The sequence below is a fragment of the Aquitalea aquatica genome (assembly GCF_013911085.1).
GTDB lineage: Bacteria > Pseudomonadota > Gammaproteobacteria > Burkholderiales > Chromobacteriaceae > Aquitalea > Aquitalea aquatica.
Genome location: NZ_JACERN010000040.1, coordinates 46,057 through 69,431, shown reverse-complemented (window position 1 = coordinate 69,431; position 23,375 = coordinate 46,057). Strand labels below are relative to the sequence as shown.

The following is a 23,375-nucleotide window of genomic DNA, read 5'->3' as shown; positions in this document are numbered from 1 at the left end:
TTGCCATTAAAATCCGCCCCCATGAGCTATCAAGTCCTTGCCCGCAAGTGGCGCCCCAAACGCTTTGCCGATCTGGTCGGTCAGGAGCACGTGGTGCGCGCCCTCTCCAATGCCCTGAATGAAGAGCGGCTGCACCACGCCTATCTGCTGACCGGCACGCGCGGGGTGGGCAAGACCACCATCGCACGCATTCTGGCCAAGAGCCTCAACTGCGAAACCGGCACCACCGCCGAGCCTTGCGGCGAGTGTTCGGCCTGTCGCCAGATCGACGCCGGGCGCTTTGTCGACTTGCTGGAAATCGACGCCGCCTCCAATACCGGCATCGACAATATCCGCGAGGTGCTGGAAAACGCCCAGTACGCGCCCACCTCCGGCCGCTTCAAGGTCTACATCATCGACGAAGTGCACATGCTGTCCAAGAGTGCCTTCAACGCCATGCTGAAGACGCTGGAAGAGCCGCCGGCCCACGTCAAGTTCATCCTGGCCACCACCGATCCGCAAAAAGTGCCGGTCACGGTATTGTCGCGCTGCCTGCAGTTCTCCCTGCGCAACATGACGCCGCAGCAGGTGGCTGGCCATCTGGCGCATGTGCTGGAAGTGGAACAGCAAAGCTTCGAACCGGCGGCATTGGCCTTGCTGGGACGCGCCGCTGCCGGCTCGATGCGCGATGCGCTGTCGCTGCTGGACCAGGCCATTGCCTATGGCATGGGCGAGGTACGGGAAGAGGGCGTGCGTGCCATGCTGGGTGCGGTGGATCGCCGCTATCTGTTCGTGCTGCTGGACGCGCTGGCGGCCGCAGATGGCCCGCGCCTGATGGCCGAGGCGGAACAGCTGGCACAGCGCGGTATCGGTTTTGACAGCGTATTGGCCGAAATGGCCGTGCTGCTGCAGCAACTGGCCATGGCACAGACCGTGCCTGCGGCCATTGCCGATGACGAGCCGGAGCGCGAAGCGCTATTTGCACTGGCCAGCCTGATCGCACCGCAAGATGTGCAGTTGTACTACCAGATCGCCATTCATGGCCGCAAGGATCTGGCGCTGGCACCCGATGAGCATGCTGGCTTCAACATGACCTTGCTGCGCATGCTGGCCTTTCATCCGGCCCATGCCCAGCCCGACAGCGTAGCCGCGCCGCGCAGTAATACTGCTGCGGCGGCCACTCGGCCAGCGCCAGTGGCGATGCCGGCACAGCCCGATGCCGGGGTGGATGGTTCGGCTGCCGCCCGCGCCTTGTTGGCTGGCCTGGGGAATCGCAAGCCAGCCAGCCGACCAGCTGCGCAAGAGCCTGGCACGGCGGCTGACGCCGAACCCGAACCTGCTGCACCCGCGCCGCTAGCCGCTCCTGCGCCAGCGCAGCCTGTCACGCCTGCTGTATCTGCTGTAGCTGTTGCGCCAGCCGAGCCAGTGGTGACTGCGCCAGCTCCGGCAGTCATTGCACAGGCTGCCCCGTCTGTCGCCGCAGATGACGACGAGCGCGACGACGAGGATGAGACCGAGCTCGACAATACCGCTCCGTGGGATGAGACCGAGGCAGAAGAAGCCATGCCGGCCTACGCCATGGCCGAAGAATCGGTCACGGTGGACGCATCGCCTTATCAGTTTGATGGTGACTGGGGCGGGCTGGTCACGCAGCTGGGCACCCGTCTGGGGGCCTCGCGTATGCTGGCGCACAATGCCGTGCTCAAGGGCTGGAGCCAGTCGCGGCTGGAACTGGCGGTGCCGGATAGCTTCCGCCACATGGCTACCCGCGATTATCAGGAAAAACTCAAGGCTGCGCTGACCGAGCAGTTTGGTCAGCCAGTAGAACTGGTGGTGACGATAGAAGAACTGGGGCTGGAAACACCGGCCATGCAGGGCGCTCGCCACCGCCAGGAACAATTGGCCCAGGCCCGGATTTGCCTGGAAAACGATCCGGTGATTCAGCAACTGGTGCGCGATATGGGCGCTACGCTGATCGCTGAAACGATTCAACCTGTTCAGGAGTTGTGAAATGTTCGGTAAAAATGGTATCGCTGGTCTGATGAAGCAAGCCCAGCAAATGCAGGAAAACATGAAGAAGGCCCAGGAAGAGCTGGCCACTGTGGAAGTGGAAGGCCAATCCGGTGCCGGCCTGGTGAAAATCGTCATGACCTGCGGCCACGATGTAAAGCGCGTGTCCATCGACGACAGCCTGCTGGACGATGCCAAGGAAGACAAGGAAATGCTGGAAGACCTGATCGCCGCCGCCGTCAACGACGCGGTACGCAAGGTAGAAGCCACTTCCCAGGAAAAGATGTCCGGTTTCACCAATGGCCTGAATCTGCCGGCCGGTATGAAGCTGCCCTTCTAATCCAGCCCGCACGACCAGCCGCATTGCGGCCCGGTCGTGACCCATGGCGGGGCTTGATGGCCCTGCTGCAGCCAGGGAGCCGTGATGGAACAGGTATTGCATGGCCATTGCCTGTGTGGCGCGGTACGGTACCAGTGCCAGGGCCGGCCTCTTGGCGTGTCTTACTGCTATTGCAAGACCTGCCAGCTGGCAGCCGGTGCACCGGTTTATCTGGGGGCGTTGTTTGCCCGCCACGCCGTCAGCTGGCAAGGTGCGACCACAGCCTATCGCTCGTCACCGCTGGGGTTGCGGCATTTCTGCCCGGCCTGTGGCAGCACGCTGTTTTATGAATGCACCGATGGCAGCCAGCGGCTGGAAATAACCGTCGCCACGCTGGAGCAGCCGGAGTCGCTGCCGCCTGATTGCCACGAATGGACCGACAGCGCCATTCCCTGGTTTCACCTTGACGATGCCTTGCCGCGTTATCCGCAGGGCGGGCCGGACTGAAGCCGGCTTACCTTTCCTTATCCTTTCCTGCCTGTTTGCCGATGAAAAACCCACCCGCGCTCGACCAGTTGATTGCCGCCCTCAAGGTATTACCCGGTGTCGGCCCCAAAACCGCCCAGCGCATGGCCTTCCATTTGCTGCAACGGGACAAGAGCGGTGCCGACAAGCTGGCGCGCGCGCTGGACCGGGCCCTGACCCGGCTGACCCATTGTGAGCGTTGCAATACCTTTAGCGAAACCCCGCTGTGCAGCATCTGTGCCGATCCCGAGCGTAGGCCGGATCAGCTGTGCGTGGTGGAAATGCCGGCCGACCTGATGACGCTGGAGCAGGCCAAATGCTATCAGGGCCTGTATTTCGTGCTGATGGGCCGTATCTCGCCGCTGGACAATATCGGTCCCAAGGATGTCAATCTGGACAAGCTGATGGTGCGGGCACTGGACGACGTGGTGGAGGAGGTGGTGATTGCCACCAACTTTACCGCCGAGGGTGAGGTTACCGCCCATATGATTGCCGAACTGCTGAAAGAGCGCGGCCCCAAGGTGTCGCGCATCGCCCGTGGCATGCCGGTGGGTGGCGAGCTGGAATATGTCGACCTGAGTACGCTGGCGCAGGCGGTATACGAACGCAAGTCGCTGACTCCGCCGGCTGATCCGTCTGCCCAGCCGGGCTGAGCGGTTTATTCCTGTGCCTGGCGCAGCAGTGCGCCCAGCAGCGCCACGCCCTCGCGCTGATGCAGTGGATCGAAAAAGCTGAAGTTCAGCCGCAGCGCATTGCTTGGTCCGTGTTGCGGGTAGAACAGTGTCGATGGCGCGTAGTGAATGCCTTGCTCAATGGCCATGGGCAGGAGCGCCGCACAATCCAGCCCCTCGGGCAGGATCACCCACTGAAAGTAACCACCCTCCGGCTGCAATAGCCGGCTGCCGGCTGGAAAACTCTCCTTTATCTGCTCCTGCATGGCATCGCGTCGGCTGCGCAGGCTGGCGCGCAGCCGCTGCAGCATGTCGCCGTGCTGGCCGGAAGCCAGCAGCCGCGCCAGTGCCATCTGGCTGGGCAGCGGCGTGCCCAGCGAGCTGCACAGTTTCAGGCCGCGCACGGTATTGCTCAGCCGCCCGGCGGCGATCCAGCCCACCCGGTAGCCCGGTGCCAGCGATTTGCTGAAGGATGAGCAGTGCAGCACCGTGCCGCTGCGATCATGGGCCTTGAGCGGGCTGGCCCCCTGCGTGCCGAAATACAACTCGCGGTAGGTGTCGTCCTCGATGATGCACACGCGATGGCGCTCGGCCAGTGCCACCAGGGCGCGCTTTTGCGCTTCTGGCAGCAGCAGCCCGGTAGGGTGCTGGAAATTGGCCATCAGCACGATGCCGGCCGGGCGTTGCTCTTGCAGCAGCTTATCCAGCGCCTCCAGATCCAGGCAGCCCTGCTCGGACAGCGCCAGTGGCAGCATGCTGATGCCCAGGTGGCGTAGCTGGTCCAGCGCCGCCGGGAAGGCAGGAGTCACCACCACCATGCTGTGGCTGCCAGAGGCGCTGACCGCTGCGCGCATGGCCAGTGTCAGCGCCTCCATGCCGCCGCAGGTAATCAGCAGTTCGTCCCCCGCCAGGGTAATGCCCTGGCTCAGATAATGCAGGCCCAGTTCGCGGCGCAAGCCCTCGAAGCCTTCTATCGGGGTGCTGGACAGCGCGGCGCGGTAGTCTTGCAGCGCCCGGCTGAGGGCACGGTTCATCTGGGTGGTGTTGATCAGTGCCGGGTTGATGAAGGGGCAGCCCCAGGGCATGGGCAGGGCGGTGGTCAGGTGCTCCATGCGCAGCACGCCGTCGCTGGCCGGTTCGGCCGGGCGCAAGGAGGCCGCCGGTGTACAGACGCGAAAACCGGAGCGGGGCAGGGCTTGCAGCAAGCCCTGTCTTTCCAGTTCGGCATAGGCGCGCTGGGCGGTGGTGAGGCTGACGCCATGATCCTGGCACAGCCGGCGCAGCGAGGGCAGGCGGTCGCCGGCGCGCAGCTGGCCCTGTTCGATGGCATGGCGGAACAATTGTGCCAGCTGCAGGGTTTTGCTCATGAATGAAGGACTCGCATGGTGTGGGGCTCAGTCGCCGATAAAGCTGCTTTTTTCCTGCAGCACATGGCCGGGCTGGTCGAGCGAGCGGATGACAAAACGGATGTCATGCGCGCCCTTGGCAGCGTACTGCGGCTCCACCTGTACTCGCAAGCCTATGGTTTCGGTGGCGGTAGCCGCCAGTGCCACCGGCCGGTTGGCAGTCGCCAGGCGGATGCCCGGCAGGCCTTCCACGCTGATGACGAAGCGTTGCGGCAGCTCGCTGCTGTTGATCAGCCGCACACTGTAACTGTTTTCCAGCCAGCCATCGTCGGTTTCCCGCACCAGGGTGGCGCGGTCGCGCAGGATGTCGGCCTTGAACGGAATGCGGTTGAGAAAGCTCACCACCGACAGCACGCTGATGCCCAGCAGCAGACCGCTGTAAAACAGCACGCGTGGACGCCGCCAGGCCGGCTTGATGTCAGTCTGGCCTTCCAGTGCCGCAGCGCTGGTGTAGCGGATCAGCCCGCGCGGGGCATGCAACTGGTCCATCACCTGATCGCAGGCATCGATGCAGGCGGCGCAGCCAATGCATTCGTATTGCAGGCCATTGCGAATGTCGATGCCAGTGGGGCAAACCTGTACGCAGATGCCGCAGTCGATGCAGCCACCGGCGGACTTGTCCGCCTGCTTGCCGCGCGGTTCGCCACGCTGGCCGTCGTAGGAGATGATCAGCGTGTCGCGGTCGAACATCGCACCCTGGAAGCGGGCATACGGACACATATGTGTGCACACTTTTTCCCGTAGTTGCCCGGCCAGCAAATAGGTAAACGCGGCGTAGAACAAGATCCAGAAGCTTTCCCACGGCCCCAGCGCCCCCTGCCACAGGCTGCCTGCCAGCTGGTTGGCTGGGGTGAAGTAGGCCACCAGGGAAAAGCCGGTCCACAGCGAAAACAGCAGCATCAGGCCGTGGGCCAGCCCTTTTTTCGTGAGTTTGCCGGCGCTGTTGGGGGCGGCGTCCAGCTTGCGCCTGGCCTTGTGATCGCCCAAGACCAGCCGCTCTATCCACAGCATGATCTGGGTGTAGACCGTTTGCGGACAGGAATAACCACACCACAATCGCCCGGCTAGCGTAGTCCACCAGAACAGCCCCAGCGCGCACAGCACCAGCAAGGCTGCCAGATATACGAAATCCTGTGGCCAGAAGCTGGCACCGAAGATGAAAAACTGGTGGCGATCCAGATCAAACAGCACGGCCTGGCGCTCATTCCAGCGCAGCCAGGGCAGGCCGAGGAAAACCAGTTGGGTCAGGACAACCAGTGCCACGCGGATAGTGTTGAAGCGGCCACTGGTCAGGCGCGGATAAATCTTGATGGGGACGGGCTGGGTCATGGTGCGAGGTCCGGAAAGATAACCCGCACTTTGTAGGCGCTGTCACCATGACAGACAATGCACAGTTGTTAGCCTATTTGTATGTACAGATGCCAGATATTCTTTATATATCAATAATTTGATCTGTTATGTCAAAGGCTGATCATGGCCGGCTGATAACAGATTCGATACAGATGGTTTGCGCCAGATCAAGCCGGCCAAGGGCCGGGATCTGGCGGATGGTTTAGAGCCGCTAACAAAAAACCTGCTGCTGCGTTGCGCCTCCTTGCCGTACTTTGTGTACTGTCTGCGTCGGCGCGCCTTGCCCCAGGGACGCTACGCTATTTTGTTAGCCGCTCTTAGCGCGACAGCTGCGGAAACAGCCGGTACAGGCCATCGACAATGATCTCCACCGATACCGCAGCCAGCAGCATACCCATCACCCGGTTGACGATATTGATGCCGGTCTGACCCAGCAGGCGGCTGATGGGCGAGGCCAGCACCAGTGCGCCATAGCAGGTCACCGCTACCAGCAGACTGCTGATCAGCAGATACACCACCTGCACCCAGGAATGGGCGGTGGAGGCGTAAATGATGACAGTGGAAATGGTGCCAGGGCCGGTCAACAGAGGAATGGCCAGTGGCACGACCGCGATATTGGTCTTGGCTTCCGCTTCTGATCGTTCTTCTTGGGTGGTTTTGGTGGGTGCTGGCTGGGCGTTCATCAGGGCGATGGCAATCAGCATCACCAGCAAACCGCCACCTACCTGGAAAGAACCAATGCTGATGCCCAGAAAATGCAGCAGGGTTTCGCCCACCACGGCAAACAGGCAGAGCACGACCGCCACGGCCAGCGTGGTGGTTTTGGCAATGCGCTTGCGCTCCAGCTGGCTGGCGTTGGGCGTCAGACTGATGAAGATAGGAATGGCCCCCAGCGGATTAACCAGCACCAGCAGGGCGATAAAGATTTTGGCGATTTCGAGTTCCATGGTGGCCTTATGGTAAGTCAGCGGCAGCCGCTTGGCATTCATGCCGGGGACGCAAAGCTGCAGGCTTGCGCCAGTAGCATGGCATGCAGTCTGGCTTTACGAGGTGCTAGGTGGGGTGACCAGTGCTGGTAGCCGGTCCTGAAAGCGCAGCAGCCGTCCGGCATTGGCCATCACCAGCAGGCTGCTCAGGTTATGCAGCAGTGCAGCCAGCAATACCCCGGCTGAACCCAGCAGGCCCAGCGCCGCCAGCAGGGTGAGCAGGGCGGTCCAGCCCAGGCCGAGTGCCACATTGAGCGACAGGGTGCGGCGACACTGCCGGCTCAGGCGAATGGCAGTGGCCAGCCGGCGCAGATCCTTGCTGATCAACACTACGTCGGCTGCAGCCACGGCAATATCGGCCGCCTGCGCGCCCATGGCAATGCCGACGGCACCGGCCTTGAGCGCCAGCGAGTCATTGATGCCATCGCCCACCACCAGCGGGCGGTAGCCGGCGCTGATTTCTGCCTGTACCGCGGCCAGCTTGCCGGCCGGCAATACCTGGGCGACTACGCGTTCTATACCCAGCGCTTGCGCCAGCGGTTCGGCCGCTGCGGCATGGTCGCCGGTCAGCAAGAGCTGGCGCTGCAGGCCCAGCTGCCTTAGCTGCTGCATGGCCTCTGCCGCTTCCGGGCGCGGGGTGTCCGCCAGATGAAACCAGGCCAGCAAGCGGCCATCGAGCGCCAGCCCGACCAGCGAAGCCGCGCCACGCGCCGGTGGCAGATGGCTGATACCCATCTGCTGCAGCAGGGCCGGCCGGCCCAGCACGGCCGGTCCCCATGCAGTGTTGGCTTGCAAGCCCATGCCGGCCATCTCCTGCACGGCAGTCAGTGGCAGCAGCGGCTGTGTGCCGGCCAGCGTGGCCAGCGCCCGGCTGACCGGGTGGCTGCTGCTGGCTCCTAGGCTGGCCGCCAGCAGCTGGATGTCCGGCCCCGGGCCGGCGTCGAGCACTTCCACCCGCTGCAGGCTGAGCTGGCCGCTGGTGAGGGTGCCGGTTTTGTCGATGACCAGCGCGGAGACATCGGCCAGTTCTTCCAGAAAAGCCGTGCCACGAATCAGGATGCCATGGCGCGCCGCCACCGCCACGCCGGCGACCGCTGCTGCCGGTGTGGCCAGCACCAGCGCACAGGGGCAGGCGGCCACCAGCACTGCCAGCATGGCCTGGGTATCACGGCTGATAAACCAGCAGAGTGCTGCCAAGGCGAGTACCAAGCCCAGATACGCACCGGCATGGCCTTCCACCAGCCGGGTAATCGGTGGCTTGGCCATTTCGGCCTCGCGCATCAGGGCCGTGATGCGGCCCAGGGCCGACTGCTCACCCACCTGGCTGATTTCCACCTGCAGCAGCCCTTGCAGATTGACTGCCCCGGCATACACCTGACTGCCGCTGGTCACATCTTGCGGCAGGGATTCGCCGGTGATGGCCGATGTGTCCAGGCTGGAGTGGCCCTGGCGTACCATGCCGTCGGCCGGAATACGGTCGCCGGGGCGGACTTCCACACAGTCGCCGCTACGCAGCTGGCTGTTGTCGATGTCCTCGTAGCTGCCATCGGCCAGCAGGCGGCGGCTGCGGCTGCGGGTGAGCGTGGACAGCGCCTGGATGGCCTCTTGCGAACCCAGCAGACTGCGTTCTTCCAGGACATGACCCAGCACCATCAGGATGGGCAGCAGGGCGGCGCTGAGCAGGTCGCCACTGGCCCAGGCGCCGATGATGGCCAGCGCTACCAGCAGGTCGGTCATGCCATGCAGGTCGGGGTGCTGCAGGCTGTGCCAGGCCGCACGCAAGGCCGGCCCGGCCATCAGCAGGGCGGCGGCGGCGGTCAGCCATTGCGCCAGGGCACTGCCATTGTCTACGGCAAACTGCCAGTACGCCGCCAGCAGCAACAGGCCGACGGCGCAGATGGCCAGCAGTAGTTGCCGGCGCAGTCCGCGTTGTTCGGCCGGGCTGAGCAGGCCATTGCCACCGGGGGTGCAGCACAAGCTCATGGTCGTACTCCGGGCAGGATCAGCCGGCTACTGCTGTCCGGCGCGATGGTACTGAGCTGGCCAGCCTTGGCCAGCACGCTCTGCATGCGGTTACGGTAGAGCTGGCGCAGCAGCTCCGGGCCGTCGCTCTGTTGCATGTGCGGGGCAAGTGCGCTGATTTCTGTGGTTTCGCTGCGTGCCTGCGCCAGCCTTTCATTGGCGTGGGCGCGGGCATTATTGAGAAGGGTGCTGACGGCGGCGCTGGCGTATTGTTGCTGCTGGGCGGCCGCGGTACGTGCCAGTGCCAGTTGCCGTTCCACGGTCTGGTCGGCAGTCAGCACCGCATCAAAGGCAGCCTGGGCCTGGTGTGGCAGGCTGGATAGCAAGTCGATGCGCACGATGCGGATACCCAGCGCCACGCCTCGTTGGCGTAGTGCTTGCAGGCGCTGGTTGGCGGCCGCCACCAGTTCGGCGCGCAGTCGTTCGCGTTGTATGGCCAGTTGGCCAGAGGCAGTACTGCCACGGCTGACCAGGATGCTGTCCAGATCACGTCCGGCACTCAGTTGCAGGGCGGCGGCACTGACCAGCCTGTCCAGCGCCGGCAGTGCCTGCTCGCCCTGCACGGCATAGGCCATGGCATCGTCAATCTGGTAGTAGACGGTGGCGTTCAGCTGTACCACGCCCAGGTCGCCGCTTAGCAGATAACCCGAACCCGCCAGCTCGTCGCCCATCTGGCGCAGCGCGGTGCCGGCACCATCCAGTGCCAGCGCATGCGCGTTGCGGGCCAGCCCGGTGATCTGGCGCTGCTGCAGCCGCTCGCCAGCGGGCAGCAGCAGGACTTCCTCGATCGGGCTGGGCCAGGCCAGCAACAGCCCGGCATGCTGAACCCGCTCGACCGCGCCAAAGCGCAGGACGACGGCCTGGCTGTCGGCCGGTATCGGTCGCACATGGCCAAACAGCCAGGCCAGGCCGGCCAGCAGCGTCACGCCCAGAAGCAGGCGGTAGCTCAGGCGGAGTGATTGTTCCAGCGGGCTGGCGGTGTGCTCGGCGCTCGGCATCAGTGGCTCTTTGTACTCTTGGGTGCTGTCAGTCCTGGCGGGCCATCCACCAGCGCACGGAAAGGAGCAGCATCGGTGCGTAATACCAGCTGGGTCGAGCTGTTGACCACGCTGTTCAGGGTATCCAGTGAGCGCAGTGTCTTGTATAGCTCCGGTGCGCGCTGGTAGGCCTCGGCGTAGATGCGGGCTGCTTCCACCCGTGAACCGGCTTCGATCTGCGCTGCCGCCACACTGGCATCGGCCTGGCGGATACGGGCATCGCGTGCCGCATTGGCGCGGATGGCGGCGGCCTCTTCATTGCCGCTGGCCGTGCGTTCCGCTGCGATGGTGTCGCGCTCGGCGCGCATGCGCGCCACGGTGGCATCCAGCGTGACGGCTGGCAGCGTCAGCCGCTCCAGTCCGACATCCACCACCCGCACACCATAACTGGTCAGCAGCTGCGGGGCCAGTTGCTGGCGCAGCCGCTGCTCGAGCTGGCTGATGCGCAGCTGGCTGGCATCGGTATTCACCAGGCTGGACAGGGCAAAACTGCTGCTGCCGGTTTCCATGGCTGAGCCGGCAAAGGTGGCAATCTGGCGCGAGGCTTCTTCCGGCTGGTTTTGTACTGCCCGCAAGAAGCGGGTGATGTGGGTGGCATCGGCTGGTACTTGCCAGGCCACATAGCTTTGCATGATGACGCGCAAACCATCGCGGGTGCCGACATCTTGCAGGCCGCTGGACGTGGTGCGCAGGCGCAGGTCAACCGTGATGGCGCTTTCCAGCGGTGGCGGCAGTCGCCATGCCAGGCCCGGTTGCAGCAGTACGCGTACCGGGTCGCCAAAACGGGTAATGACCACGGCTTCGCCGGAGTGAACTTGCAGCAGGCAGCAGGCGAGGGCAGCCAGCAACAGCACGGCCACGGCAGCCAGCTGTCGCGATAGCAGGCTGCGGCGTGGTAGGGGTGGCGTGCTTGTGTGGTGATGGTGAGCGGAATGGTCCAACACGGACTCCTCAGGGGCGCGGCACCGCCGCACGGGCGGCAGGCTCGGTAGCAATGGGCGGCGGCTTGACTTCGACGCCGGGCAGCGTCGGCGTACTGCCGGGCGGCCGCAGATCGATGGTGGGTAGCTGGGCGGCCTGGATGCGGTGGTCGATGATCAGCGGTCGGGTGTGGCTCAGCCCGTGTGCCAGTGCATGCAGATAGCGTTCCAGCAAAAAGGTCTGGCCTGCCAGCTGGTAAGCCTGCTGGTCGGCCTGGAAGGTAATGGCGTCGGCGCGGCTGGTGGCCAGTTGCTCGGCAGCGGCTGCACTGGCAGCAGCGCTCTGGTGCAGGGCGGCCTGCACGGCGGCACTGTGGCTGCGCACCGCCTGGGCCCGCTCGGCCGCCACATTGGCTTGGGCCAGAATCTGCGCGGCCTGCACGCCATGATAGGCATTGGCGGCGGCGGCCGGTGGGTGAATGGCCTGAATGACCACGGCCAGCAGCTCGATGCCGGCGGCGGAGCGGTCCAGCTGCTGCTGGATCCGGTTTCGCAGTTGCAGAGCGGTGGCTGAGAGCCCCTCGCCCAGCAGTTGATCGAGCTGCTGGCCGGCAAAGTAATGCAGCATGGTCTGTTCGGCCAGGCTGTGCAGCAGTGCCGGCGCATCAGCCAGCCGGTACAGCGCCAGTGCGTCTGCATCGCGCAAGCCCTGGCGGTAGACCAGCCGGACATCCAGCCCCATCAGTTGGAGGGACTGGTTGCTGCCACGTCCGCTGGCAATCAGCTGCATGCTTTCTGCGCGGTGTTGGCCATCCCACAGGCGGTTACTGCTGATGGCGGCAGTCGGTCCGTCATCGTCTTTATTCTGCAGTACGGTGCTGGCCTGCTGGTGAACCTGGCCATTCTCGATATAGCTGACGCGACCCAGTGGCCACGGCAGGCCCAGGTGCAGGCCAGGTTGCCATACGGCCACGGCGGCGCCAAAGCGTTGATAGATGCCGCGCTGGTCGATACCAATAATGCTGAGACTGCTGAGCAGCCAGCCGCACAACAGCAAGCCGCCGGCCAGCGGGCGCAGCGCACTGCCGAGAAAGCGCAAAGCCCAGCTGTGGCGCAACTCCAGCCCCAGCCCTTGTTGCAGCTGTTGGCGCAGTCGCTGTACGGGGTTGCTGCGCTGCATGAGCGAAGCCAACACGCTATTGAAGGCTGGTGGCGTTGCCTGCTGCCGGTGATAGGGGTGGAATCCGCTCAGCAGGGCGCGTAGCAGCAGTTCGGCGCTGAGCAGTAGCATCCAGTAGCCGGCTAGCTGCAGGCCGGGTAATAGCCAGTCCAGACCCAGCATCAGGCCGAATCCGCACAGCGCTGGCAGTAGCAGGGCGAGAATGATGGCGCGTGACAGGGTGAGCAGCAGCGGCGCTTCCGGCCAGTCGGCAGTGTTTTCCTGAGCCTGCCTGCGCTCCAGCAGCAGGCAGGCGAAGGCAGCCAGCAGTCCGCACAGTGCTGGCAGTAGCAAGGACTGGCGGCTGATGTCAGCGATCAGCCCAGCACTTAACTCGGCCCGCACCAGTAGCACGGACAGCAATAGTGCCAGCAGGCTGCCCAAGGCCTGCCAGATCACCGGCCAGCCGGTGTGACGGCCGATCAGCCGCCGCAGCCGTGGCCACAGCAACAAGCGGCGCAGTAGCTGGCTTTGCTGCTTGGCAGTGCTGCTTGAGTGTGGTGGCTTGCCACGCCAGGAGGGCAGGCTAAGGGTCAGCAAAGCTAGCGCGGCAGCGCCTTGGCGGCGACGGCGCCAACCCGCTCGGCTGGCCGCCGCATTGAGTAGACCGGACTGCAGGCTGAGTGTGGCGGCATAGCTCAGCCACAACAGGCGTGCCGGCCACTCGGCTAGCAACAGGCTGCACAGCAGGCAGCCCGCTGCCGCCAGCATGGCCAGCAGGCTGCCGACGCGATATTGTCGCTCGTGGCGGCAGTTAGCAGAGGCAGGTGGGAGAGTGGCTGGCGTCTTCATATTCCGGGGGTGGGGCGATCAGGGCGTCTGGCTGTGTCGGCAATGCTACACTGGCCGGGAAGATAGGCCGAATAAAAGGTAAGCAAATCATGACACAGGCGAATTACCTCAGCGTGTCATTTCTGCTGCTGGCTGGTGGCACATGCGCGGCCAGCCTGCCTGCGGCACAGCCGCCACAGCAGGCCGAGCCTGCCGCAGCAGTGCAGCCGGCGGCGGCCGGGCAGTACCAATGTCTCGACCCTTCCGGCCAGTTGCACAGCTTGCTGGGCAAGTACGCGCTGAAATGCGGTAATCCGGCTTGCCCGCTGTGCTATCCAGCCGGGCCGCAGCCCTAGCCTGTTCGATACCCCGACTGTTTCAGTCCGGCAGCAGCTGTTGCAGTGTGCGCTGGTAAATTTCCGCCAGCGGTTCCAGGTGGGCTATTTCCACGCATTCGTTCAGTTTGTGAATGGTGGCATTGACCGGGCCGAATTCCACCAGCTCGCGCGCGATGCGCTTGATGAAGCGGCCATCCGAAGTGCCGCCGGTGGTGGACAGCTCGGCGCTCTGCCCGGTGACCTGGTGGATGGCGCTGCTCAGGGCGTCGGTCAGTGCGCCAGGAGCGGTGATGAAGGGCAGGCCGGACAGCGACCAGTGCAGTTCATAGCCCAGACCGTGACGATCCAGAATGGCGTGCACCCGGTCCTTGAGCGATTCCACCGAGCTTTCCGGGCTGAAGCGGAAGTTGAAGCGGATTTCACACAGGCCGGGAATGATGTTCACCGCACCGGTGCCGGCGTGGATGTTGGATACCTGCCAGCTGGTGGGCGGGAAGAATGCATTGCCCTGGTCCCACTCGGTGCTGGCCAGCTCGGCCAGTGCCGGGGCCATCAGGTGTACCGGATTCTTGGCCAGATGCGGATAGGCAATATGACCCTGGATACCGTGGATCACCAGCCGGCCGGACAGCGAGCCACGGCGACCGTTTTTGATGGTGTCGCCCAGTTGCTGGTCCGAGGTGGGTTCGCCGACGATGCAGTAATCGATCAGCTCGCCGCGAGCTTCCAGCGTATCCACTACCTTGACCGAACCATCCGTCGCCACGCCTTCTTCATCCGAAGTCAGTAGCAGGGCAATGCTGCCGCTGTGCTGCGGGTGATCGGCCACAAAGGCTTCGATGGCGGTGATGAAGGCCGCCAGCGAGGCTTTCATGTCAGCCGCGCCACGGCCGTACAACAGGCCGTTGCGTTGGCGCGGCTCGAACGGCGGGCTGTCCCACTGTTCGGTCGGGCCGCTCGGCACCACGTCGGTATGGCCGGCAAAGCACAGCAGCGGGCCGCTATTGCCACGGCGTGCCCACAGATTGTCCACCTCGCCAAAACGCATGTTTTCAATGACAAAGCCCAGCGCCTGCAGCCGTTCGGCCAGCAGTGGCTGGCAGCCAGCGTCACGCGGGGTGACCGAGTCGCGGCGGATCAGTTCGCAGGTGAGGTCCAGTGTTTTGCTCATGCGCCGAACTCCTCGGCCCATTGCGCCTCATTAAAGCCCACGCTGGTCTTGCCTGCTTGCTCCAGTACAGGTCGCTTGATAATGGAGGGCTGCGCCTGCAGTACGGCGATGGCCCCAGCCGGCGTGGCCGCCTGGGCTTTGAGTTCGTCAGACAGGCCGCGCCAGGTGGTGCCCTGGCGGTTGATCAGCTTGTACAGGCCGATGGCGTCTATCCAGCCTTGCAATTGCGCTTCCGTAACGCCCTGTTTCTTGAAATCGTGGAATACGTAGTCGATCTGCTGTTCGGTAAGCCACTGGCGGGCTTTCTTGACCGTATTGCAGTTGGGGATGCCGTAGAGGGTGATCATGTGTGTGTGCTTGTTTTATAAATCCAGGGTGAATCCGTCAAAGCTGGTAGCAGTGCTGTCGTTGTCTTGCCGCTCCTGCTGTTGCTTGCTGTTCGTTTGTGTTTCGGCCTGCTTGTTCTGGGCATGGTTGATCAGCCAGTACAGATTGGTGGGCGAGTCGGCATTTTTCAAGGCGTCGTCCAGCAGAATGCGGTCTTGCTGGTAGAGCCGGAACAGGGATTGTTCGAAAGTCTGCGCGCCTTCGCTCATGCTGTTTTCGATGGCTTCCTTGATCTGGTCCACCTCGCCGTTGCGGATCAGCTCGGCAATGTGCGGGGTATTGATCAGGATTTCCAGCGCCGGAATCTGCTTGCCGTCCTTGGTGGGAATCAGCCGCTGGGAGATCACCGCGCGCAAGGAGACCGACAGGTCCATCAGCAAGGCATTGCGGCTTTCCGTCGGGAACATGCTGATGACACGGTTGAGCATGTGATAGCTGTTGTTGGCGTGCAGGGTGCTCAGGCACAGGTGGCCGGATTGCGCGTAATTGATGGCGTGGGTCATGGTCTCGGCATCACGCACTTCACCGATCATCAGTACGTCCGGCGCTTCGCGCATGGCGTTCTTCAGGGCGTTCTGGTAGGAGAAGGTGTCCACGCCGATTTCACGCTGGTTGACGATGGATTTCTGATGACGGTAGACGAATTCGATCGGATCTTCCACGGTCAGGATGTGGCCGGACTGGGTCTGGTTGCGATGCTCCAGCAAGGACGCCACGGTCGAGCTTTTACCGCTGCCGGTGGCACCCACCACGATAATCAGGCCACGTTTTTGCAGCACCAGTTCCTGCAGTGTATCCGGCAGGTTCAGCTCGGCCAGCGACGGAATCCTGGGGCGGATGAAGCGCACCACCATGGCCACCGTGCCGCGTTGCTTGAAGATGTTGACACGATAGTTGCCCAGGGTGTCGACCAGGCGGCCGAAGTTCATCTCCAGTTCGCGCTCGAAGGTGGCGATTTCCACCTCGTTCATCAGGCTGTAGGCCAGCTGGCGCACGATGTCGGCGGACAGCGGCTTGTCGTTGATGGGCAGGGTTACGCCGTCGATCTTGATCTGTGGCGGTGCATCCGCGGTGAAAAAGATATCACTGGCCTGTTTGTCGGCCATCAGCTTGAAGAACGGCAGCATCAGCATGGTTGGTATTCCCGATATACAAGAGATTTGTTGTGGCGGACAGCACACTGTCCTTGTTATAGCCGTATTGTGCCTGCAGTCGGCGACGAGGGACAGCAGGCAAGAAAAAAGCCCGCTTGCGCGGGCTTGGATGGTTTAGGCCTGTTTGCCGACTTCCTGGTCGCGCAGTGCGCGGCGCAGAATCTTGCCGACATTGGTCTTGGGTAGTTCGCTACGGAACTCCACCATCTTGGGTACCTTGTAGCCGGTCAGGTTTTCGCGGCAGTGGTGGATGACATCCTTTTCCGTCAGGGCCGGGTCTTTTTTCACCACGAATACCTTGACCACCTCGCCGGATTTATCGTCTGGCACGCCGATGCAGGCTACCTCCAGCACGCCGGGGTGGCTGGCGATAATGTCTTCCACTTCATTGGGGTAAACATTGAAGCCGGATACCAGAATCATGTCCTTCTTGCGGTCCACCAACTTGACGAAGCCTTCTGGCGTCACCATGGCCATGTCGCCGGTGGCCAGGAAGCCGTGCTCGTCAATGACCTTGGCTGTTTCGTCCGGACGATTCCAGTAGCCCTTCATCACTTGCGGGCCCTTGATACACAGCTCGCCCTGCTCACCTTGCGGCAGCGCCTGCCCATCGGCACCGCGAATCTCGATGTCGGTGGAGGGGACCGGCAGGCCGATGGTGCCGTTATAGGCCTTGATATCCAGCGGGTTGATGCAGGCTGCCGGGCTGGTTTCGGTCAGGCCGTAGGCTTCGGCCAGGGTGACGCCGGTGACCTGCTTCCACTTGTCGGCCACGGCCTTCTGCACCGCCATGCCACCGCCCAGCGCCAGCCGCCAGCTGGAGAAGTCGACGGTCAGGAAGTCCGGATTGTTCAGTAGCGCGTTGAACAGGGTATTCACCCCGGTCATGGCGGTGACGCGGTATTTCTTGATCTCTTTGATAAAGCCGGGGATGTCGCGCGGATTGGTGATCAGGATATTCAGCGCGCCCAGTTCGGTGAACACCATCAGGTTGGCCGTCAGCGAAAAGATATGGTACAGCGGCAGGGCGGTGATGATGACTTCCTGCCCCTCGCGCGCCGCCGGCTTCACCCAGCTGCCCGCCTGCAGCATATTGGCAATGATGTTGCGATGGACCAGCATGGCACCCTTGGAGATGCCCGTGGTGCCGCCGGTGTATTGCAGGAAGGCGATGTCCTCATGGCCGATCTCTACCGGCTTGAAGCTATGCGATGCACCCGCTGCCAGGGCGTCGTTGAAGCCGATGTGGCCGGGCAGTTGCCATGCCGGCACCATCTTCTTGATCTTGCGCACCACGAAGTTCACCAGCAGCCGCTTGGGGAAGCCCAGCATGTCGCCAATCGAGGCGATGATGACGTTCTTGACCTTGGTGCGGCCGATCACGTCTTGCAGCACATTGGCAAAATTCTCCAGGATGACGATGGTTTCGGCACCGGAGTCGTTGAGCTGGTGCTCCAGTTCGCGCGGCGTGTACAGCGGATTGACGTTGACCACGGTGCCGCCAGCCCGCAGCGTACCGAATACGGCCACCGGATACTGCAGCAAATTGGGCATCATCACCGCCACGCGGTCGCCTTTTTGTAGCTTCAGCGTGTTTTGCAGGAAGGACGCAAACTGCACGGTCAGTGTTTGCAGCTCGCCATAGCTCAGTACCTTGTCCATATTGGCCATGGCTGGCCGGTCGCGGAACTTCGTTGCGCTGCGATCAAACACCTCAACAATCGACTGGAACTGGTTGATGTCGATCTCGTGTGGTACCCCCGGCTGGTAATTCTTTAGCCAAACCTTTTCCATATCTTAGGGTTTCTCCATCGTGCTGATTCGAGAGTGCCGCGCCGGCAGTGGTTATGCTGGCGAGCGTCTTCTATATATTTGTTTCTGAATTTTCGACCGGGCATTGCGCCCGTTCTTATATACCCGAACTTCGTCGGGTTGCGGCTAATTTACAGTATGTAAAAAACTCGCGCAAAGCGCAGGACCTGCGCGCGGCGGCGGTGGGTAGGGGCTTGACAGGCTTCGGTTTTCTTTTTCGCGGGAATGGGTTACAATCGCGATGTTTAGGGATGGGCGTTTCGCCCATTTTTTATTTGTGGAAAGAAGCAATGGATGTTCGTTTGCTGCTGGAAAACACCCTGCCAGGTCTAGGCTATGAACTGGTCGATTTCGAAATGACCCAGGGTGGCGGTTATCGCGTGTTTATGGACAAGCCCGGTGGTATCACGGTGGAAGACTGTGTGCTGGTAAGCAACCACCTGACCCGTCTGTTTACGGTTGAAAACGTTAATTACGAACGGCTCGAGGTTTCCTCCCCGGGGCTGGATCGTCCTCTCAAGAAAGAGGCCGACTTCGTGCGCTTTGCCGGACAGCTTGCCAAGATCAAGACGCGCATGCCGGTCGAGCAGCAAAAGAAGTTTGCCGGTCGTCTTGCCGGGGTTGAAGATGGCGCCGTCAAGCTGGAAGTGGAAGGCGGCCGCATCGTGGCAATTGCCCTGACCAATATCGACAAAGCCAGGCTAGAGCCTGAGTTTTGAGCGGAGGCGGGCTCTGACGCCACGCATAAGGACAAAAATTCGGAGGAATGCATGAGTCGCGAGATTTTGTTGCTGGTTGATGCCCTGGCAAGCGAAAAGAACGTCAGCAAGGACGTGGTCTTTTCCGCCCTTGAAATGGCGCTTGCTTCGGCAACCAAAAAGAAGTTTACCGATGACGAAATGGATGTGCGTGTCGAAATCGACCGCCATACCGGGCAGTACCAGACTTTCCGCCGCTGGACGGTGGTGCAGAACGAGCTGATCGAAAACGAAAGCCGTGAACTCACCATCACCGACGCGCGTGATGATGATCCGCGCATCGAAGTGGGTGCCGTGATCGAACAGCCGATGGAAGCGGTCGAATTCGGTCGCATCGGTGCGCAGACTGCCAAGCAGGTTATCCTGCAACGCATCCGTGATGCCGAGCGCGAACAGCTGCTGAACGAATTCCTGCAGCGCCGCGAACATCTGGTTAGTGGCACCATCAAGCGTATCGAACGTGGCAATGCCATTATCGAATGCGGCAAGCTGGAAGCCGTACTGCCGCGCGATCAGATGATTCCGAAGGAAAACCTGCGCGTGGGCGACCGCGTCAAGGCCTTCCTGCTGCGCATCGACCGCATGGGTCGTGGTCCGCAGCTGGTGTTGTCGCGTACTTCCAGCCAGTTCATCATCAAGCTGTTTGAGCTGGAAGTGCCGGAAATCGAAGAAGGCCTGCTGGAGATCAAGGAAGCTGTCCGCGATGCCGGTCTGCGTGCCAAGATCGCCGTCAAGGCCAACGATGCCCGCATCGACCCGCAAGGTACCTGCATCGGCATGCGCGGCTCCCGCGTTCAGGCCGTTACCCAGGAACTGGCTGGCGAGCGTATCGATATCGTGTTGTGGGCACCGGAGCCGGCGCAGTTCGTGATCAACGCGCTGTCCCCGGCTGAAGTCAACCGCATCATGATCGACGAAGACAACCACAGCATGGATGTGGTGGTCGAGGAAGATCAGCTGGCTCTAGCCATCGGTCGTAGCGGCCAGAACGTCAAGCTCGCTGCCGAGCTGACTGGCTGGTACCTCAACATCATGACGGTTACCGAAGCGGAAGAGAAACACCAAGCGGAAGATGCGCAATTGCGTGATCTGTTCGTCAAGTGCCTGAGCGTGGACGAAGCAACTGCCACGGTTCTGGTGCAAGAGGGTTTCGCCACCCTGGAAGAGGTGGCATATGTGCCGATCACCGAGATGCTGGAGATCGACGGTTTTGACGAGGAGTTGGTGAATGAGCTGCGTAGCCGTGCACGTGACGCCATCCTCACCCAGGCCATTGCGTCCGAAGAGAAAGTCGAAGGTGTGTCCGAAGACCTGAAGGATATCGAGGGTCTGGACGCCGAGCTGGTTCGCAAGTTGGCCGAAAACGGCGTGTCCACGCGAGATGATCTGGCCGATCTGGCCGTCGACGATCTGGTGGACATGACCGGCATTGAAGCTGAAGCTGCACGTGCAATCATCATGAAAGCGCGCGAACACTGGTTCAACCAGTAAGGCTTCTTCGGGAAGTATTTACGGAATTTGGGAAGACGCATGGTATTGACGAATGTAAAACAGTTTGCCGGTGAGCTGAACCTCACGCCTGAACGATTGCTGGAACAGCTTCGTGCAGCGGGTGTGGCCAAGCGCGCGCCGGATGATACGCTCTCCGAGCAGGATAAATCCCAGCTTCTTGACTACCTGAAGCGTTCGCATGGCGCCCGTGATGAGTCGCGTATTACGCTGACCCGCAAGTCCACCAGTGAAATCAAGACCGCAGACGGTAGTACGGTAAAAGTGGAGACGCGCAAGAAGCGTGTCGTGGTTCGCCCGGAAGATGGTCCGGCAGCTGCACCGGCAGAAGTTGCGCCGGCTGCCGCTCCGGTAGCCAAAGCCGCCGAACCTGTTTCTGCCCCCGCTCCGGCGGCAGAGACCAAGCCGGCTGAAGTCAAGCCGGAAGCAAAGCCGGAACCGCAAGTAAAGGTTGAACCCAAGGTGGAATCCAAGCCCGCCGCACCGGTAGCCCCGGCTGCGGAAGCCCCGGCCAAGGAAGCTGCACCTGCTGCCAAGCCGGCTCCGGCTCCGGTACGCACAGTGGCCTCCATTCTGTCGCCGGAAGAAGTAGCCTCCCGCGAAGCGGAAGAAAAGCGTCAGGCTGCTTTCCGTGCCCGTCAGCAAGAGCTGATGCGCGAAAAAATCGAACGCGAAGAGCGCCGTCAGGCAGCTCGTCTGGCTGCCCAGCAACCCGCACCGGCCCCGGCTCCCAAGCCGGTTGAAGCGCCGAAGCCGGTTGAGGCACGCAGCGACGAGCGCCGCGATGAGCGCGGTCCGCGTCCGGCTGGTGCCGACAACCGTGGCCCGCGCCCGGCTGGTGACAACCGTGGCCCGCGCCCGGCTGGTGCCGACAATCGTGGTCCGCGCCCGGCTGGTGACAACCGTGGCCCGCGCCCGGCTGGTGCCGACAACCGTGGTCCGCGTCCGGCTGGTGCCGATAATCGCGGCCCGCGTCCGGCTGCAGCGCCGGGTGCCCCGGTCGTTCCTGCTACGGTAGCCGGTCGTCCGGATGCCAAGAAGGGCGGCGCCAAGAAGGGTAACGAGCGCTGGGAAGAAGGCAAGAAGGGCCGTGGTCTGAAGACCAAGGGCGGCGATGCCGGCAGCGACTGGAAATCCCGTGGTGGCAAGGGCAAGCACAAGCAGAACAATCAGCATGCTTTCCAGGCCCCGACCGAGCCCATCATTCATGAAGTGCTGGTGCCGGAAACCATCTCTGTCGCCGATCTGGCTCACCGCATGGCCGTCAAGGCCGTCGAGGTGATCAAGGTCCTGATGAAGATGGGCATGATGGTGACCATCAATCAGGTGCTGGACCAGGAAACTGCCATGATCGTGGTGGAAGAAATGGGCCACAAGCCGCGTGCGGCACAGGCGGATGATCCGGAAGCCTATCTGGAAAAGCCGGAAGGCGAAGAAGTGGAAGTGGCTGTGTTGCCGCGTCCGCCGGTAGTGACCGTGATGGGTCACGTCGACCACGGCAAGACCTCGCTGCTGGACTACATTCGTCGCGCCAAAGTGGCTGCGGGCGAAGCCGGTGGCATTACCCAGCATATCGGTGCTTACCACGTGGAAACTCCGCGCGGCATGATCACCTTCCTGGATACTCCGGGTCACGAAGCGTTTACCGCTATGCGTGCTCGTGGTGCCAAGGCGACCGACATCGTGGTGCTGGTCGTGGCTGCCGATGACGGCGTGATGCCGCAGACCATTGAAGCCATTCACCATGCCAAGGCTGCCAAAGTGCCGATGGTGGTGGCGGTCAACAAGATCGACAAGATGGGTGCCAATGTAGAACGCATCCGTCAGGAACTGGTTTCGCACGAAGTGGTGCCGGAAGACTGGGGTGGCGATACCCAGTTCATCGAAGTTTCTGCCAAGCAAGGCACCAACATCGATGCGCTGCTGGAAGCCATCTTGCTGCAAGCCGAAGTACTGGAGCTGAATGCACCGATCGAAGCCCCGGCCAAGGGCATCATCGTGGAAGCCCGTCTGGACAAGGGTCGTGGCCCGGTAGCCACCCTGCTGGTTCAGTCCGGCACCCTGAAGAAGGGCGACGTGGTACTGGCTGGTACGGCATTTGGTCGCGTTCGCGCCATGATGGACGAAAACGGCAAGGCCATCGACACCGCTGGCCCGGCCATCCCGGTAGAAATTCTGGGTCTGTCCGACGTACCGCAAGCCGGTGAAGATGCCATGGTGCTGACCGACGAACGCAAGGCGCGTGAAATCGCCCTGTTCCGTGCCGGTAAGTTCCGTGACGTTCGCCTGGCCAAGCAGCAAGCCGCCAAGCTGGAAAACATGTTCGCCCAGATGGCCGATGGCAGTGGCGAGGTGCAAACCTTGTCCATCATCATCAAGGCCGACGTACAGGGTTCCTACGAAGCCCTGGCTGGCAGCCTGCAAAAGCTGTCCACCGACGAAGTGCGCGTCAGCATCCTGCACTCCGGCGTGGGTGGTATCTCGGAATCGGACATCAACCTGGCAATCGCCTCCAAGGCTATCGTGATCGGCTTCAACACCCGCTCCGACGCTGCGGCGCGCAAGCTGGCCGAGAACGAAGGCGTGGACATTCGTTACTACAGCATCATTTACGATGCCGTGGACGAAGTGAAAGCAGCCCTGTCCGGCATGCTGGCTCCGGAGAAGAAAGAACAAATCCTGGGTACCGTCGAGATCCGTCAGGTGATCCCGGTGTCGAAGGTAGGCAATATCGCGGGTTGTATGGTGACCGACGGCATGATCAAGCGTACTGCTTCGATCCGTCTGATCCGCAACCACGTGGTGGTGCACACCGGCGAACTGGACTCGCTGAAGCGCTTCAAGGACGACGTGAAGGAAGTGAAGCAGGGTTACGAATGTGGCCTGATGCTGAAGAACTTCAACGACATCCAGGAAGGCGACCAACTGGAAGCTTTCGAAATCGTGGAAGTGGCTCGCTCGCTGTAAGCGGCAGCTACCCGGCGGGCGCGCTTCGGGCTCAGGCTCGAAGGCGCTCGCCTTTTGCATTCAA

At 62.3% G+C, this 23,375-nt stretch carries 19 protein-coding genes; 8 read left to right on the top strand and 11 right to left on the bottom strand.

The annotated features are described in order from the left end of the window. Positions 1 to 21: 21 nt before the first annotated feature. The 4 genes from dnaX (at position 22) to recR (ending at position 3,486) form a co-directional block, all read left to right on the top strand. Entirely contained in the window at positions 22 to 1,989 is a 1,968-nt protein-coding gene (gene dnaX, locus H2Z84_RS17140) for a DNA polymerase III subunit gamma/tau (protein ID WP_181837030.1), read from the top strand. A gap of 1 nt (position 1,990) precedes the next feature. Next, positions 1,991 to 2,329 (top strand): YbaB/EbfC family nucleoid-associated protein, encoded by a 339-nt coding sequence (locus H2Z84_RS17135; RefSeq protein ID WP_103523444.1) that lies wholly within the window; start codon positions 1,991 to 1,993, stop codon positions 2,327 to 2,329. Positions 2,330 to 2,413: 84 nt separating this feature from the next. Beyond that, positions 2,414 to 2,815 carry a GFA family protein gene (locus H2Z84_RS17130; protein ID WP_181837029.1) on the top strand — a complete coding sequence of 134 codons (402 nt, stop codon included), beginning with the start codon at positions 2,414 to 2,416 and terminating at the stop codon, positions 2,813 to 2,815. 41 nt (positions 2,816 to 2,856) lie between these two features. Continuing rightward, positions 2,857 to 3,486, top strand: a complete 630-nt coding sequence (recR, locus tag H2Z84_RS17125; RefSeq protein ID WP_181837028.1) for a recombination mediator RecR — start codon at positions 2,857 to 2,859, stop codon at positions 3,484 to 3,486. A gap of 5 nt (positions 3,487 to 3,491) precedes the next feature. On the opposite strand, the gene H2Z84_RS17120 is transcribed toward recR, so the two are convergent. The 7 genes from H2Z84_RS17120 to H2Z84_RS17090 all read right to left on the bottom strand — a co-directional run bounded on the left by H2Z84_RS17120 (position 3,492) and on the right by H2Z84_RS17090 (position 13,236). Next, the gene (locus tag H2Z84_RS17120; protein WP_181837027.1) at positions 3,492 to 4,871 is read right to left on the bottom strand and encodes an aminotransferase-like domain-containing protein; all 1,380 of its coding nucleotides are present in this window, start codon (positions 4,869 to 4,871) and stop codon (positions 3,492 to 3,494) included. A gap of 27 nt (positions 4,872 to 4,898) precedes the next feature. Continuing rightward, positions 4,899 to 6,239, bottom strand: a complete 1,341-nt coding sequence (ccoG, locus tag H2Z84_RS17115) for a cytochrome c oxidase accessory protein CcoG (protein WP_181837026.1) — start codon at positions 6,237 to 6,239, stop codon at positions 4,899 to 4,901. A 338-nt stretch (positions 6,240 to 6,577) separates the two neighbouring features. Continuing rightward, complete coding sequence (locus tag H2Z84_RS17110; RefSeq protein ID WP_124643626.1) at positions 6,578 to 7,207, bottom strand: MarC family protein; 630 nt, start codon at positions 7,205 to 7,207, stop codon at positions 6,578 to 6,580. 96 nt (positions 7,208 to 7,303) lie between these two features. Then, complete coding sequence (locus H2Z84_RS17105; protein ID WP_181837025.1) at positions 7,304 to 9,229, bottom strand: heavy metal translocating P-type ATPase; 1,926 nt, start codon at positions 9,227 to 9,229, stop codon at positions 7,304 to 7,306. Continuing rightward, a complete protein-coding gene (locus H2Z84_RS17100) occupies positions 9,226 to 10,266 on the bottom strand; it encodes an SPFH domain-containing protein (protein WP_181837024.1) in 1,041 nt (346 codons plus the stop codon). Before H2Z84_RS17100 ends, H2Z84_RS17105 begins: the two co-directional genes overlap by 4 nt. Then, entirely contained in the window at positions 10,266 to 11,246 is a 981-nt protein-coding gene (locus tag H2Z84_RS17095; RefSeq protein WP_220272892.1) for an SPFH domain-containing protein, read from the bottom strand. Before H2Z84_RS17095 ends, H2Z84_RS17100 begins: the two co-directional genes overlap by 1 nt. Positions 11,247 to 11,256: 10 nt before the next feature. Next, positions 11,257 to 13,236: an SPFH domain-containing protein gene (locus H2Z84_RS17090; RefSeq protein WP_181837022.1), complete on the bottom strand. Its 1,980-nt coding sequence runs from the start codon at positions 13,234 to 13,236 to the stop codon at positions 11,257 to 11,259. A gap of 89 nt (positions 13,237 to 13,325) precedes the next feature. Here H2Z84_RS17090 and H2Z84_RS17085 point away from each other — a divergent pair, with 89 nt between their 5' ends. After that, entirely contained in the window at positions 13,326 to 13,571 is a 246-nt protein-coding gene (locus H2Z84_RS17085) for a hypothetical protein (protein ID WP_181837021.1), read from the top strand. Between the two features lie 22 nt (positions 13,572 to 13,593). On the opposite strand, the gene dapE is transcribed toward H2Z84_RS17085, so the two are convergent. From dapE to H2Z84_RS17065, 4 genes are all read right to left on the bottom strand, one after another. Continuing rightward, positions 13,594 to 14,724: a succinyl-diaminopimelate desuccinylase gene (gene dapE / locus H2Z84_RS17080; protein WP_181837020.1), complete on the bottom strand. Its 1,131-nt coding sequence runs from the start codon at positions 14,722 to 14,724 to the stop codon at positions 13,594 to 13,596. Further along, on the bottom strand, positions 14,721 to 15,071 hold the full coding sequence (locus H2Z84_RS17075) for an ArsC family reductase (protein WP_181837019.1): 351 nt from the start codon (positions 15,069 to 15,071) through the stop codon (positions 14,721 to 14,723). The genes dapE and H2Z84_RS17075 overlap by 4 nt, the downstream gene beginning before the upstream one ends. 15 nt (positions 15,072 to 15,086) lie before the next feature. Then, complete coding sequence (locus H2Z84_RS17070; RefSeq protein ID WP_181837018.1) at positions 15,087 to 16,244, bottom strand: PilT/PilU family type 4a pilus ATPase; 1,158 nt, start codon at positions 16,242 to 16,244, stop codon at positions 15,087 to 15,089. Between the two features lie 135 nt (positions 16,245 to 16,379). After that, positions 16,380 to 18,059, bottom strand: a complete 1,680-nt coding sequence (locus H2Z84_RS17065) for a long-chain-fatty-acid--CoA ligase (protein WP_181837017.1) — start codon at positions 18,057 to 18,059, stop codon at positions 16,380 to 16,382. Positions 18,060 to 18,367: 308 nt separating this feature from the next. On the opposite strand from H2Z84_RS17065, the gene rimP reads away from it, so the two are divergent. Genes rimP through infB form a run of 3 tightly spaced genes read left to right on the top strand, consistent with a single transcriptional unit; the run spans position 18,368 to position 23,311 of the window. Further along, a complete protein-coding gene (rimP, locus tag H2Z84_RS17060; protein ID WP_181837055.1) occupies positions 18,368 to 18,796 on the top strand; it encodes a ribosome maturation factor RimP in 429 nt (142 codons plus the stop codon). A gap of 51 nt (positions 18,797 to 18,847) precedes the next feature. After that, positions 18,848 to 20,326: a transcription termination factor NusA gene (gene nusA, locus H2Z84_RS17055; RefSeq protein WP_181837016.1), complete on the top strand. Its 1,479-nt coding sequence runs from the start codon at positions 18,848 to 18,850 to the stop codon at positions 20,324 to 20,326. 39 nt (positions 20,327 to 20,365) lie between these two features. After that, complete coding sequence (gene infB, locus H2Z84_RS17050) at positions 20,366 to 23,311, top strand: translation initiation factor IF-2 (protein ID WP_181837015.1); 2,946 nt, start codon at positions 20,366 to 20,368, stop codon at positions 23,309 to 23,311. The last annotated feature ends 64 nt before the right edge of the window (positions 23,312 to 23,375 follow it).